The sequence below is a fragment of the Rhizobium sp. Root274 genome, assembly GCF_001429245.1.
Lineage (GTDB): Bacteria > Pseudomonadota > Alphaproteobacteria > Rhizobiales > Rhizobiaceae > Allorhizobium.
This window is the reverse complement of the sequence record NZ_LMJE01000007.1, coordinates 630,199-644,135: the sequence shown is the minus strand read 5'-3', so window position 1 is coordinate 644,135 and position 13,937 is coordinate 630,199. Positions and strand designations below refer to the sequence as shown.

Sequence of the window (13,937 nt, the reverse complement as noted above, 5' to 3'; positions counted from 1 at the left end):
CGCGTCTCAGATGTCGCTGGGCACGCTCACGCGGCGGCCGGAAGGTAAAAGCTGACCTGCAAATGGGCCTATTTGCGTCAGAAGTCAAGATTTCTTTTGCGGTGCGAAAGAACGGCCACTCATGGAGCCGCCGCCTCAGGTGCATGATGTCAGGCGATTGGAGACCTGTGCTGCGGCTGGAAATGCAGGGAAACGCGCAGTCCGGCACTCTCGCCATTGGTGATCTCGATGCCGATTCCATAGACTTCGGCGATGTCGCCGGCAATGGAAAGCCCGATGCCGGTGCCGGGCATGCGACTGTCGAGGCGCACGCCGCGTTCGGTCATGCGTTTCAGGTCGGCTGCGCCAACGCCCGGGCCGTCATCGGCAACCACCAGCGTGACACCGGCGGGAGAGGTGCTCGTTTGGATATCAATCCGGCCCTTTGCCCATTTGACGGCGTTTTCGACCATGTTGCCGATCAGTTCCTCAAGGTCGCTCGGATCGACACCGAGCTTCAGGCCTTCCGGAACCGCTATGGTCCAGGCGAGACGCTCGCCGTCGGGCGTGCGTTTCAGTGTGCGCACGATCATGGCCACACATTGGCCAAGGTCTGCATCGGCGCTGCGCAGGCTGGCGGTCGCGGCGATCCGGGCACGCGCAAGCTCGCGGTCGACATGGTTGCGCATGACAGAGGCCAGATGCGCCAGTTCCTCGCCGATCTCGACCTCGCCACGCTCCCGCAGCGTGCCTGCGTCGTTTGCCAGGACCGTGAGGGGGGTCTTGAGGCCATGGGCAAGATCGGCAGCGCGGGCGCGGGCCCGGGCGATGAGGGCGTCCTGATCATCGAGCAGGCCGTTCATGGCATCGACCATGGGCTTCAATTCGATGGGCAAGGGACCGGTGAGCCGCGTCGCCTGGCGGGCGCGGATGCGTTCAAGACCGTCGCCGATGGCGGAAAGCGGCCTGAGGCCGAAGGTGAGCTGCGCGACCGAGGCGGCAACAAGGAAGGCGGCGAGCGCCAGCAAGTAAGGAATGATGTCGGCGACGAAAGCCTGCCTGGCTTCGCTGACTGCCGCCCGATCGATCGCGACTGCGATACGCAGCGGGCGTTCGCCGTCCGGCGCCTTGGCGATGATCTTGCGCTCCTGCACGAGAAGCGACGCGGCGTCCGGACCCTGCAGATCGTAGCGGTGGACCGTACCGGTTTCCTGCTGGTCATCGGGCAGGGGCAGCGTGTAGTCCCAGAGCGAGGGTGAGCGCAGCTGCGTGCCGCGTTGGTCGTCCGTCATTTGCCAGTAAAGACCCCCATAGGGAGTTGAAAAGCGGATGTCTGTCGTTCGGTCGGGCAGACGCACTGTGCCGTCAGGGGCGAATTCGATCTGGCCGGCTATGTTGTTGAGATGGTCGGTCAGTTCCTGATCCAACCGGTGCTCGATGCTGCGGGTGAAGAGTTCGACAAAGGCGAAGGCTGCGAGCGACAGGGCGGCCGCGACACTGAGCAGCGAGACGAGGACGAAGCGGATGCGGATCGAGCGGTTCACGGTTCGGTCCCGCCCATCCTGTAGCCGAAGCCCCGGCGGGTGCTGATCGCGTCATGGCCGAGCTTGCGGCGAAGGCGGCCGATCAGGACCTCGACCGAATTGCTGTCGCGCTCGAAATCCTGGGCATAGAGCTGTTCAGTCAGCTCCGCCTGCGACACATGGCGGTCGGCGTTCAGCGCCAGATGGGTCAGGCAGCGATATTCGAGCGGGGTCATGTCGACCGGCAGGCCGGCGAGGCTGACCGTCTTGTTTCGGGTGTCGATGGTCATCTCGCCGAATTCCAGCACGGGGCTTGCCTGGCCGGCGGTGCGCCGGATGATCGCCCGCAATCGGGCGAGTAGCTCTGCCATCTGGAAGGGTTTCGGCAGATAGTCATCGGCGCCGGCATCGATGCCTTCGACGCGTTCCTGCCAGTTGCCGCGGGCGGTGAGCACGAGCACCGGCATGCGGCGGCCGGCGTTGCGCCAGCGCTTCAGAACCGCGAGCCCATCCATGCCGGGCAGGCCGAGATCAAGCACGACGGCGGCAAAGTCTTCCTCATCGCCCGTGAACCAACCGGCCTCACCATCCGCCTCGTGGACGACGACGTAACCCTCCCGTTCCAGATGGATGGTTACATCGCGGGCAATCCGCGGGTCGTCCTCGATCAGAAGGATGCGCATCAGTCGTTCTCGATCTCCCGGATCTCGCCCGTCCGGGCATCCACTTCCACTTCAACAAGACGGCCGTCTGCGCGCAAGACCCGGAACTCGTAAAGCTCCAGGCCGTGTTCCTGTTCGACGCGGGCGGAAACGATGTCTCCCGGGACACGCGCCAGGACCGTGCGCCGCAGCTCGGCCAGAGACTTGATCCGACCGCTCGCGACCCCGTCGCGCAGATGGTCTTGGGCCGTCTCACGTCGCTCGTCATCCGCCTGCGCTGGCAAGGCGGCATGAAGCGTAGCGACAAGGCCGAGCAGGGCGAGTGTCGGACCGAGGGCCGCGAGACGCGAGACGATGGAGCGCGGGATGTGGATCATCCTTCATACCTATCATCGCAAAGCTGAAATTTCGCTGACATTCGGCGTCAGCTATCGCTCAGTCGATGGTGGCTAGGGTCTCTCCAACGACGCAAGGCAATCCCGCCTCGTCGTCTTTACGAGGACTTTTCTCATGAACAAGCTCATTGCCCTCTCGCTGATCAGCGTCGCTTCCTTTGCCGGTCTCGCCCATGCCGAGGACACCAAGTGCGATGCGCCGAAGGACAAGTGGATGACCGAAGACGCCATGAAGGCCAAGGCGACCGAGATGGGCTACGACGTGCGCCAGGTGAAGGTCGAAGACGGCTGCTACGAAGTCTACGGCATCAAGGACGGCAAGAAGGTCGAGGCTATCTTCAATCCGGCCACCGGCGAACAGGTCGGAGCCGAGTGATGGCTGCCGCCGAGCACAGCGTGCCCGGCACCCTCCAGTCCGGCCGCACCCCGCGGCCGGCGCTGGTCAAGGTCTGGGACCCCTTCGTGCGCCTGTTTCACTGGGCGCTGGTCGGCTTCTTCGCCTTTTCTTTCCTGACCGGCGACGAGTGGAAGGACGCGCATATCGTGTCCGGCTACGTGATCGGAGCCCTGATCACCTTCCGGGTACTCTGGGGCCTGATCGGCACCGAACATGCGCGCTTTTCCAGCTTCATCTACAGCCCGATGACCGTCCTGCGCTTTCTGGCAGATACTGCGGCGATGCGGGCGAAGCGTTATCTCGGTCACAATCCCGCTGGCGGCGCCATGGTCATTGCGCTGCTGCTGATGATCTCCGGCATCGTGACCACCGGCTACATGATGACGACGGATGCCTATTGGGGCATCGAATGGGTCGAGGATACGCACAAGATACTTGTCTATGCGACGCTTGGTTTGATCGGCATGCACATCGCCGGCGTGTTGCTCGCAAGCCTGGAGCACGGGGAGAACCTGGTGAAAGCGATGGTCACGGGCAAGAAGCGGGCGGAATGATGCCGGCCCGACAGCGGTCGGCGTTCTTGTCCGGGGTCAGATATCAATGAGGAGGGTGACCGTGATGCGGTCGCCCTCCGTGATGTTTTCGGCGCGGCGCAAGGTCGCTTTCAAAGGCAGCAGAAAGCTGTCACGGCGCTTGTCCGGAAAGAGCGAGGTCTTGACCTCGCTTGCGCCAATCTGTGCGCGCACGGCAATGGCGCCAAGTGCATTGGCTTGGCCGAAGAAACGGGCTTCGGAGGCGGCCTCCGTCGGCAGGAAAACGCCGTGCCAGCCGCCAGGGCCGTCGAAACGGATCACTTCGGCTTCAAATCGGATACGGTGGCCGGGTTCGCTCATGTCGCCTCACCCTGGCTGAGATCGAGGTGAAAATCGGATGTTGCGACAGACATGCCGTTTAGCAGGATCTCCAGGCGGTGCAGGCCCGGATGGTAGACACGGGTGGTGATCGGGCGGAGCGAGTGGCGCTTTTCGATGATTATGTTTTGCCCGGGCGCCAAGGTCAGGCTTTTGCCCTTGAAAACTTTCGGGATGAGCGAGCCGTCCTTTTTCTGGTGGTGGATTGCGTAGTCGAGCAGCACCGCCCGGCTCGATGCTCCTATATTGTTCAGCTCGATCCGGAAGCCGAGCTCACCGGGGAAGGCGATGCGGCCCTGCCCCAATTCCAGCACCGCCGTCACATCCTGCAGTGGTTCGTAGCCGAAATTGGCAAGCGCCTTCGCGTGCCCCTTCTTCACCAGCGTGCGGGAGGCGTGTTTGAGCAGCCAAAGCCGCTCTTTCGACGCGCCCTGCCGATGTCGTTCGACGAAGTCGGCGACGAGATCCGGGTGATCCTTGCCGATGTCGTTGAGGCTGTTGGCGACCGAGCGGCGAACATAGTCCTCCGCATCATCGATCAGCGCTTCGAGGACAGGCAGGATCGGCGTCGGATCCCGGACCAGCCTCGGCAGGCTCATGGCCCAGGGCAGGCGCGGGCGGGTGCCTTCGCTCGCAAGGCGCCTGACGTGGTGGTCTGGATCGGTGACCCATTGCGAGATGATGGCGAGCGCTCTCGCCTGATCGGCGGCGATGAAGGGTCGGATGCCGAATTCTGCGGTGAAATGCGGTGTCAGCGCCTTCAGCAACCGAAGGGCGGTTTCAAGATGGCTCCGGCCATGGGCGGCGATATACTGGTTGAACGAAAGCAGCGCCCAGCCGCTCAGGCCCGTTCGGCCCTGTGTCGGCAGGCAGGCCTGGAGGATCGCCGCCGCTTCCTCAAACTCCACGGGCAGATGGCGGCGGAGCGCATCGGCAATACACTGGCCGCGTTGCATCAGTTCCAGCCGGTCGATGGCCGGCAGGATATCCGAGAGGAAAGCCGCATGGTCGAAAGCCTCCCAGGCTCGTGCAACGGCGTCCGCCGTGTCACGAGCGGTCTGCGCGCCGATCAAGTTTTTCAGTGCTTCCGCCATCTCCGCTCAGATCGTCCCTTCCGTCGCGAAATGCTCCATCACGGTAACACCCGTAATCGCTGCCATGTAAGGGGCAAAGGCCGGATCGGCCTGCACCTTCATGGCTGCCGCATCAGCGCTTTCTTTGTCGGTCCATTCGACCAGATCTGCAATCATGTCGCCCTGTTCCATTGCGGTTAGCGCCCGCCAGCTGACGAAGCCGGGATAGGCCTTGACCGCTGCCATGGCCGCGCGGCGCGCCTTTTCAGCGGCGGGCTTGTCGGCGACGGTGCAGATGGCAAGTTCAAGAACGTTGTTGAAGGACATTTCGCTCTCCTGTGGTTGATGTCGCTTGACCTAGCATGATGCAACTGACAACCTTCTGGCCACAATATTCATCGGAGGCTTCCCATGCGTCCCGCCGACCGCCTGTTCCGGATCATCCAGCTGATGCGCTCCACCGGTCGCGCCATGACGGCGTCCGAGATTGCCGAGAAGATGGAGGTGGCGCCGCGCACGATCTACCGCGACATGGACCATCTGGTCGCGTCGGGCGCGCCGATCGAAGGCGAGCGCGGTGTCGGTTACATGCTGCGCGAGGCCTTCGATGCGCCGCCGCTCACCTTCACCTTCGAACAGCTGGAGGCGCTCGCCTTTGGTCTCAGGGCCGTCGAGATGCTGGGCGATCCGCGGCTTGGTCAGGCGGCGCGGGAGGCGAAGGACAAGATGCTCGGCATGTTGCCCAAGGAGCATGCCGAGCGGCTGGTCTCGGCACCGATCCATGCCTTTCGCTCCTCGGCCCAGCCGGAGGTGCCTGCATGCCTGGGGGATGTGCGGACCGCGCTGTCGTCAAAACGCAAAGTCTGGATTGCCTATCACTCGCTGCCCGGCGAACGCAGCCAGCGCGTCGTCTGGCCGCTGGGGCTTTCCGTCTTCGGGGCGATCTGGGTGATGACCGCCTGGTGCGAGATGCGAAACGGCTTTCGCGACTTCCGGCTCGACCGGGTGGAGGACTGGAAGGTGATGGGCGACCGGTTCGAGCCCGAACCGCACCAGACCTATCAGGCGTATTTGAAGCAACTGGCCTGACAGATCAGAAATCCGTCGCAACCCCGCCTTCTTCCTTGCGTTTCGCGACGAAGGCGTCGAGCTCTTCCTCGACGGCCGGGTCGATCGGCGGGCGTTCGTAATTCGCGAGCTTTTCCTTGAAGACCCTGTTGGCGTGGTCGTAGGTGGTCGGGCGACCGGCTTCGGTCCAGGTCTCGAAATTGCGCCAGTCCGACAGGATCGGCGAATAAAAGGCTGTTTCGTATCGGGCGAGCGTGTGGGCCGTGCCGAAGAAGTGGCCGCCGGGGCCGACGTCGCGGACGGCATCAAGCGCCAGCGCATCCTGGCTGACATCGAGGGGTGTGAGGAATTCCGCCACCATCTGGAGCATGTCGACGTCGAGGATGAACTTTTCGAAGGAGGCGGTGAGGCCGCCCTCCGTCCAGCCGGCGGAATGCATGATGAAATTGCCGCCGCCTTGCGTCAGCGCCCAGAGCGAGAAGGCTGATTCATAGGCCGACTGGGCATCCAGAGTGTTGGCGGCGTTGGTGTTCGACGTGCGGTAGGGGAGCTTGTAGCGCCGGGCGAGCTGGCCGCCGGCGATGACCGCCTTCATATATTCGGGCGTGCCAAAGGCGGGGGCACCTGTCTTCATGTCGACATTCGACGTGAAGCCGCCATAGACGACGGGTGCTCCGCGCTTGACCATCTGGGTGAAGGCGATGCCGCACAGCGCTTCGGCATTCTGCTGGACGAGCGCGCCGGCGATCGTCACCGGGGCCATGGCTCCCGCCAGCGTGAACGGTGTCATGACAACGACCTGGCCACGCGACGACATTTCGATGATGCCCTGGAGCATCGGTCCGTCGAGGCGCAGCGGCGAGGACGAGTTGATGATGGTAAAGAGCGAAGGTTCGCTTTCCATTTGCTCCATCGAGACACTCCGGCCGATGCGGGCGATCTCGATGCCGTCGAGATTGCGCTGCTTGCCGAGCGAGTAGCAGTGAAACACCTTGTCGGTCAGCTTCACCATGTCGGAGAGGCAGTCGAGATGGCGCACCGAGGCGTGGATATCGACGGGCTCGACCGGATAGCCGCCCGTCGTGTGGATCACGTCGTAACACTGGGCGAGCTTGACCAGCTTGCGGAAGTCTTCCTGGTTGCCGGCGCGGCGGCCGCCCTCGCGGTCGGCGACGAAGGGGGCGGATGCGATCTGGGCAAAGACCAAATTGTTTCCGCCGATCTTCACATGCCGCTCAGGATTGCGGGCATGCATGGTGAATTCGGACGGAGCCGAGACGATCATGTCCATGATCAGGCCTCGGTCGAAGCGCACCCGGTCGGAGCCCTCGACGACATGAGCACCATGGGCCTTCATGATGGCGCGGGCATCGGGCAGCATCACGTCGATGCCGATCTCTTCCAGGATCGTCAGCGAGGCATCGTGGATGTCCTCCAGCGCCTGCGGGTCGAGAAGTTCAGTCTTGGCGAGGCGATTGACCAGATTGCGATATTTCGCGACACCCGAAACGCGGCCGCGATCCCCGCCGCGCCCGCCCGTGCGCCTGCGGCGTTCGCCGCCTGCAGAAAAGGTTTCAGTCTCGGGTAAGGAAGCGCTGGTAATGTCGCTCATGATCGATCCATTGTTTCAATCTCGACACGAAGTCTCGCAGGTTTGGCGGCGCAAACGCATTGCCATTTGCGACCGAAAACCGGCTCATCTGGAACATCGAACGCGGCAGGAGACGTCGCGAGCATGAAACTTTACATTCGTGATATCTTTTAAAGCGGAAGCAGGCATTGGGTTACGGGCTGTTTACCAATCAGCGTCATTGATTTCAGGGGTGAAACTATTGGTTCGGGGAAGCGCCTTGCTCAACTTGGTCTGCGAGAAAATCGCCGCGCTGGAGCTGCCTTCCTACGTCAAGGACAGCCAGCTCCGGTATATCGCTGTCAATGCGGCCTTCGCGCGCCTTCATGGCCTGCCGGAGGCGAGCTTTGCCGGGCGCAACGATCAGGACATCCTTGGGGCCGGTGCCAATGCCTTCCGCGACGACCGCGAGCGCCGGGTGCTGGTGTTCGGTGACGAGGAAAGTCTGCCGTTCAGCGTCGGCTCGTCCGCTCCGCACAGACTGCTGAGGATCGAGCGCTTTTTCGACGAGGACGAGCGCCTCTATCTGTTCGGTCTGATCGAAGCCGAGGCGAGATCCGAAATACCGATGCAGCCGGCGAATGACGGGCCGGTCCGCTCTGATGCGCCGCAGGCGCCGCATCTCGATGTCTTCAAGGCGGTGCTCGAGCAATATCCGCTGGCGAGCTATGTGCGCGACAGCCAGCATCGGCTGATCTTCGCCAATCCGGCCTACGTGGAGATGGCAGGACGTCCGCTTGAGGAACTGCTGGGCAGAAACGAGATCGAGAACTTCCCGGAAATGGGGGAAAGCTATCACCTCGGTAACAAGCGCGTCCTCGCCACCGGGATCACCGAGGAGGTGCACGACACCTTCGTCAGCGCCGAGGGACGCGAGATCCCGATCTTATCGCGAACCGGCGTTGTCGACGGGTCGGATGGTGCGCGCTACCTCGTCGGTTCGATCACCGACCTTTCGCAGCTTCGCCGGGGGGAGGAGAAGTTCATTGCCGCGACGCGTGCGGCAGAAGAGTTGAAGAGCAAGTTCGAGGCTCTGATGACCTCGCTGCCGGTTGGCATCCTCGTGCTCGATCCGGCCATGCATGTGGAATACATCAACGCCGCCATGGTGGAGATGTTCGAACTGGACGAAGGTATCTCCCTCCAGGGCCAGTATTACGGGGATATCCTGCGCGTGGCCTTTGCCCGCGTCCTTCGTGGCGCGACGGAACAGGAAGTCGAGGATCGCGTTGCCTTCCGGCTCGATCAGCTGCGCTGCCTCGACAACGGCCCCCTGATCGATGCGCGGACACCCTCCGGCCGGGCCCTTGCCGGCGGCAGCCGCAAGATTGCAGGTGGTCGCATCATGATCACCTTCTCCGATGTCAGCGATCTTGCCGAGCGGGAAGAAGAGACACTGCTTTATCGCACGGCGCTTGAGCAGATGCCCGTGCCGGTTTTCATCCGCGACACCGAGCGGCGGCTCATCTATGTCAACGCGGCCTATGAGCGCCTGCACGAATGTAAACGGGAAGACATCTACGGGCTGACGGTCGATGAAATGTTTCCCTCCAACACGAAGCGGATCGCCGATAACATTCGCGTGCTGGAGAAGGGCGAGACGGTCGAGAATGCCAATGACGTCGTACGCCTGAAGGATCGGGACATCCCGACCATCACCCGCCTCAATCGCATCACCACGTCGAGGAACAAGCAGTATATCGTCGGTTCTGTGACCGACGTGTCGGTCATCCGGGAGGGGCAGGCGGCCTTGGTGGCGGCCCAGGAGCGGGCCGAAGGCCTCTACCAGCAGATCCTGGCGATGCTGCACATCATGCCGGTTGGCGTGGTAATCCTCGGCCCGGACTACATGGTCGAGTTCGCCAACCGCAAGTGCCGGGATATCTGGAACTGGCCGGATGATGTGCCACTCGAAGGCCAGAGCTTCCGCTTCTACTGTGAGATCAACCATCGTGACGGCCGTGCCTGGCCGGGCATGGACTTCGAGGAAGGCTACCGCCACCGCATTGCTCAATTCGACGCGCTTGAGGGATCGCATACCACCGAGCTCGCCTACGAGGATGGCAAGCATGTGATGGCGACCGTCACGCGCCTGCACGACCGCAAGATCCTGCTCACCTATGCCGATTTGACGGAAATGCGCCAGCGCGAGCGCGAGGTCAATGCCGCGCAGCAGCAAGTGGCACGTATCGGTCAGTTTATGCGCGACACGCTGCTTCTCACGTCACAGGGGATCGCCGTCATCGAGCGAGGACGGATTGCGGAGATCAACCCGGCTTTCGTGCGCATTCTCAGTCTTCCCAATGAACTCGGACAGATCGGTACCGAGACCCAGACAATCTTCGATTTCTGCGCCGCCCGTGGTGATTTCGGCGACGAGGCGGAAGCCGTCTGGAACAATCTCAACAACAATCTGGGCAACGCGTCGGGTGCTTCGCTGACCTTCCTCGCCGATGGGCGCACCTGGGTGAAATTCAACGCCACCTTCGGGGAGAACGAGAGCTACGTCGTGATCCTGACCGACGTGACCGAGGTCAAGGCGCGCGAGGCCGAACTCGAAGTGCTGCTCGCCCGAAGCGAAGCGGCAGACAAGGCGAAGTCCGACTTCCTCGCCAATATGAGCCACGAGATCCGCACCCCGATGAACGGCGTGCTCGGCATGGCAGAGCTGTTGTCGAAATCCGAGCTCGACAGCCGGCAGAAGACCTTCGTCGACATTGTGGTGAAGTCCGGCAATGCGCTGCTCACCATCATCAACGACATTCTCGACTTTTCCAAAATCGATGCCGGCCAGATGAAGCTGCGCAAATCGCCCTTCGACCCGATCGAGGCAGTCGAGGACGTGGCGACGCTTTTGTCCGCGGCGGCGGCGGAGAAGGATATCGAACTCGTCGTTTCCGGCGAGCAGACGGTTCACCATACCTTTATGGGCGACCCCGGTCGCTTCCGCCAGATCGTCACCAACCTGCTTGGCAATGCGATCAAGTTCACCGAGCGCGGCCATGTTCATGTCGAAGTGTCGAGCCAGCCGCTTACGGACGGCATGGCACTGCTGCAACTGAGGATCGAGGACACCGGGATCGGCATTCCCGATGATATGCAGGCCAAGATCTTCGAGAAATTTTCACAAGCCGATACCTCCTCGACACGTCGGCATGAAGGCACCGGCCTCGGCCTTGCCATCACCGGGGGGCTGGTCAAGCTGTTCGGCGGGCAGATACGGGTGGAATCCGAAGTCGGTGTCGGCTCGGCCTTCATCGTCGAATTGCCGTTGCCGGTCGTGGCCGAGCGCAGCCGCAACAAGGAATTGCCGCCGAACATCAAGGGCGCGCGGGTGCTCGTCATCGACGACAACATCGTCAATCGTCGGATCATCAGCGAGCAGTTGGCGATGTGGGGATTCGACGGTCTGGCAGTTTCCGACGGGCCGGCAGGCATCGCGATCCTGGACGAGGCGCATCGCGAAGGATTGTCGATCGACCTCGTGGTGATCGACTACCAGATGCCGGAGATGAACGGGCTCGACGTGGCGCGGGCCATCCGCAATGATCCGCGTTTCGACGAGACGGCGCTGATCTTCCTCACCTCCATGGACATGGTCGGCGATGAGCGGCTTTATGAGAGCTTGCGCATCCAGGCGCATCTGATGAAGCCGGCGCGGGCCAATGTGTTGCGCGGGGCAATCATCGACGTGATCCGTAGTGCGCGCGTTCATGGCGTCGTCTCAGCCCGGTCAAGGGTTGCGGCTGAACCGCTCTCGCGACCCCTCACTGCGGCAATATCGACGCGGGTGGAGGTCCCTTCGGCAGAACAGCGTGCAGATACGGTCCTGAAGGTGCTGATTGCCGAGGACAATGCGGTGAACCAGATCGTCTTCCGCCAGATCCTGGCGGGGAGTGACATCGCCTACCGGATTGTCGAAAACGGCGCCGAGGCGTTGGACGCCTGGCGCAGCGAGCGGCCGGATCTGATTCTGATGGATGTTTCCATGCCCGTGATGAACGGCCATCGTGCAACCGAAGCGATCCGCAGCGAGGAACAGGCAGCCGGGCGGGGGGAGCATGTGCCGATCATCGGGGTCACCGCCCATGCCATGGCGAGCGACCGCGAGGCGTGTCTGGCCGCAGGCATGGACGACTATATGTCGAAGCCGATCTCGCCCGAACTCCTGATGCGCAAGATCGAAGCGTGGTCGCATGGCATGCTTCCAGACGAGAACCGGGCCGAGCGTTCCTAGACCGCCGGTTTCACACCGCAGAGCATTTCCCGCTTGCCGGCAAAGCCGGGCCGTCGTTCCAGCGCATAGCCGGCCGCGATCAGATTGCGCCGGACGAAGCCCGCTGCGGCATAGGTGGCGAAGCTGCCGCCCGGGCGTGTGTGATCGAACACCAGCTGCATGAGCTCCGCCGACCACATGGCGCTATTGCGCGAGGGCGCAAAGCCGTCGAGGAACCAGGCGTCAATACCCAGGTCGCTCGCTGCGAGACTCGCATAGGCGTCACCGCAGACGACGGTGAGGCGGGTCTGCGGGTCCAGCTGGATATCGACGTGGCCTGAGGGATCTTTCGGCCAGCGGGCGACGAGCGCCTGCCGCTCGGCATCGATCTCCGGCCAGCGCGACAGTGCCCGGTCGATATCATCGGCCTGCATCGGATAAAGCTCAAAGGAGACGAAGTGCAGTTGGCCCTCGCGGCTGCGGTGCTGCTTCCATTGTCGCCAGCTTTCGCAGGCATTCAGTCCGGTACCGAAGCCGAGTTCGCCGATACGGAATTCCGATGCGGTCTGCCAGCGCTCGGGCAGGCCATTGCCGGACAGGAAGACATGACTGCATTCCAGCCGGCCGTCCGTCTGGCAATAAAAGTGATCGCCAAAGGCGGTCGAATAGGGCATATCGCCGTCGTGCCAGGTCAGGGGCGCGGCGGTGCTGCCGTCCGACACAGATGTGTTTTCTGACGTTTCACTCGCCGGCATTTCGTTTGATTGGGTCATGACATGTCCGATAAATCGCCCGCGCGCGCCGGTCAATCATTCGCGGATGTGGTGATCGCCGGTGGCGGCATCATGGGACTTTGGGCAGCGCTCGAAGCCGATCGCGCCGGACTTACAACGCTTCTCCTCGATTCAGGACCCTTGGCCGGTGGAGCGAGCGGCGGGCTGCTCGGTGCCCTGATGCCGCATATGCCGGACAAATGGAACGAGAAGAAGCAGCTGCAATTCGACGCGCTTTCATCGCTGGAAGGCGAAATTGCTGGGCTGGAGGCCGAGACCGGGCTCTCCGCCGGCTACCGCCGTGCCGGGCGGCTGATCCCTCTGCCAAAGCCGCATCTGCGCAAGATTGCCGAGCGCCATCAGGCCAAGGCTGTAACCAACTGGAACCAGCAGGGCGTGTCTTTCGCCTGGAATGTCGTCGATCAGTCGCCGCACGGTGCTTTGTGGCCGGCATCGGAGGTGACGGCGGCGGGACTGGTGTTTGATACGTTCGCCGCGCGGGTGTCGCCGCGCGGGCTGACGGCCATGCTCGTTGCCCGGCTCAAACGGTCGTCGCGCGTGCAGATCCATGAAGGAGTTGCGGTGACGCCCATCGATGCGGCCGCATCCGTCGCACAGCTTTCCGATGGCCGTCTCGTCTCCTTCGGGCATCTCGTCATCGCGGCGGGCCATGCGTCTTTCCCGCTGTTGTCGGCTCTCGGGCCTGTTCTGGCGCGACCGCTCGGTCAGCCGGTCAAGGGGCAGGCCGCGCTTCTTTCGGCGCCCATGATCGCGTCCGACCTGCCACTCCTCTATCTCGACGGTCTCTATATCGTGCCGCACGAGGGCGGGCGGGTGGCGATCGGCAGTACCAGCGAGGACCGGTTCGATGATCCGTTTACGACGGATCAGCAGCTGGAGGACTTGCTGGCGCGCGCTGTTCGGCTTGCGCCGCAGCTTGCCCATGCCGACGTCATCGAACGCTGGGCGGGGCTCCGACCGAAGGCGATTGATCGCGATCCGATGGTCGGGCCACATCCGGCGGCGGAGCGGGTGATTGCGCTGACCGGCGGGTTCAAGGTCAGTTTCGGGCTGGCGCACGTGCTTGCCCGTGCGGCGCTTGCGCCGATCCTCGGCTTGGAGACTGCTTTGCCCGAGAGTTTTTCCACTGCGCATCACCTGTCGGTGGCGGCCAGGGTGGATTGATCAGCAACTGCGGCTGCCGGCTTCGGGACCACAAGGGGTCCTGAGGTGACGTGTCCAGATGCCGTCTCTTGTCGCCTCCCGTTTCGTCATACTGTCATGCAAATCACCTAACCACTGGGTTGCAA

General features: G+C 62.8%; 13 protein-coding genes. 5 read left to right on the top strand and 8 right to left on the bottom strand.

The genetic code is table 11. The features are described 5' to 3' along the window. Window positions 1–149: 149 nt before the first annotated feature. The 3 genes from ASE36_RS12065 to ASE36_RS12055 are packed head-to-tail and all read right to left on the bottom strand — an operon-like array spanning window position 150 to window position 2,541. Window positions 150–1,523: a sensor histidine kinase gene (locus tag ASE36_RS12065; protein WP_062279621.1), complete on the bottom strand. Its 1,374-nt coding sequence runs from the start codon at window positions 1,521–1,523 to the stop codon at window positions 150–152. Next, window positions 1,520–2,185, bottom strand: coding sequence for a response regulator transcription factor (locus tag ASE36_RS12060; protein ID WP_062279619.1), 666 nt, complete (start codon window positions 2,183–2,185; stop codon window positions 1,520–1,522). Before ASE36_RS12060 ends, ASE36_RS12065 begins: the two co-directional genes overlap by 4 nt. Further along, entirely contained in the window at window positions 2,185–2,541 is a 357-nt protein-coding gene (locus ASE36_RS12055) for a PepSY domain-containing protein (RefSeq protein ID WP_062279617.1), read from the bottom strand. The genes ASE36_RS12060 and ASE36_RS12055 overlap by 1 nt, the downstream gene beginning before the upstream one ends. A gap of 133 nt (window positions 2,542–2,674) precedes the next feature. Here ASE36_RS12055 and ASE36_RS12050 point away from each other — a divergent pair, with 133 nt between their 5' ends. Both ASE36_RS12050 and ASE36_RS12045 read left to right on the top strand, forming a co-directional pair. Next, window positions 2,675–2,935, top strand: coding sequence for a PepSY domain-containing protein (locus ASE36_RS12050; protein ID WP_062279615.1), 261 nt, complete (start codon window positions 2,675–2,677; stop codon window positions 2,933–2,935). Further along, window positions 2,935–3,510: a cytochrome b/b6 domain-containing protein gene (locus ASE36_RS12045; protein WP_082511034.1), complete on the top strand. Its 576-nt coding sequence runs from the start codon at window positions 2,935–2,937 to the stop codon at window positions 3,508–3,510. Before ASE36_RS12050 ends, ASE36_RS12045 begins: the two co-directional genes overlap by 1 nt. Before the next feature lie 36 nt (window positions 3,511–3,546). On the opposite strand, the gene ASE36_RS12040 is transcribed toward ASE36_RS12045, so the two are convergent. Genes ASE36_RS12040 through ASE36_RS12030 form a run of 3 tightly spaced genes read right to left on the bottom strand, consistent with a single transcriptional unit; the run spans window position 3,547 to window position 5,267 of the window. Further along, window positions 3,547–3,849 carry a DUF1905 domain-containing protein gene (locus tag ASE36_RS12040; RefSeq protein ID WP_062279613.1) on the bottom strand — a complete coding sequence of 101 codons (303 nt, stop codon included), beginning with the start codon at window positions 3,847–3,849 and terminating at the stop codon, window positions 3,547–3,549. Further along, window positions 3,846–4,961 (bottom strand): DNA alkylation repair protein, encoded by a 1,116-nt coding sequence (locus ASE36_RS12035; protein ID WP_062279611.1) that lies wholly within the window; start codon window positions 4,959–4,961, stop codon window positions 3,846–3,848. The genes ASE36_RS12040 and ASE36_RS12035 overlap by 4 nt, the downstream gene beginning before the upstream one ends. Window positions 4,962–4,967: 6 nt before the next feature. Continuing rightward, a complete protein-coding gene (locus tag ASE36_RS12030; protein WP_062279609.1) occupies window positions 4,968–5,267 on the bottom strand; it encodes a hypothetical protein in 300 nt (99 codons plus the stop codon). 84 nt (window positions 5,268–5,351) lie between these two features. Here ASE36_RS12030 and ASE36_RS12025 point away from each other — a divergent pair, with 84 nt between their 5' ends. Beyond that, window positions 5,352–6,029: a helix-turn-helix transcriptional regulator gene (locus ASE36_RS12025; RefSeq protein WP_062279607.1), complete on the top strand. Its 678-nt coding sequence runs from the start codon at window positions 5,352–5,354 to the stop codon at window positions 6,027–6,029. A gap of 4 nt (window positions 6,030–6,033) precedes the next feature. On the opposite strand, the gene ASE36_RS12020 is transcribed toward ASE36_RS12025, so the two are convergent. Continuing rightward, window positions 6,034–7,620, bottom strand: a complete 1,587-nt coding sequence (locus ASE36_RS12020) for a trimethylamine methyltransferase family protein (RefSeq protein WP_062279605.1) — start codon at window positions 7,618–7,620, stop codon at window positions 6,034–6,036. Window positions 7,621–7,858: 238 nt separating this feature from the next. Between ASE36_RS12020 and ASE36_RS12015 the strand changes: the two genes are divergently transcribed. Beyond that, the gene (locus ASE36_RS12015; RefSeq protein WP_062279603.1) at window positions 7,859–11,875 is read left to right on the top strand and encodes a response regulator; all 4,017 of its coding nucleotides are present in this window, start codon (window positions 7,859–7,861) and stop codon (window positions 11,873–11,875) included. Here ASE36_RS12015 and mnmD read toward each other — a convergent pair. After that, complete coding sequence (mnmD, locus tag ASE36_RS12010; protein ID WP_062279601.1) at window positions 11,872–12,627, bottom strand: tRNA (5-methylaminomethyl-2-thiouridine)(34)-methyltransferase MnmD; 756 nt, start codon at window positions 12,625–12,627, stop codon at window positions 11,872–11,874. The genes ASE36_RS12015 and mnmD overlap by 4 nt on opposite strands. 3 nt (window positions 12,628–12,630) lie before the next feature. Here mnmD and ASE36_RS12005 point away from each other — a divergent pair, with 3 nt between their 5' ends. Further along, complete coding sequence (locus tag ASE36_RS12005; RefSeq protein ID WP_062279599.1) at window positions 12,631–13,812, top strand: NAD(P)/FAD-dependent oxidoreductase; 1,182 nt, start codon at window positions 12,631–12,633, stop codon at window positions 13,810–13,812. Window positions 13,813–13,937: the final 125 nt, after the last annotated feature.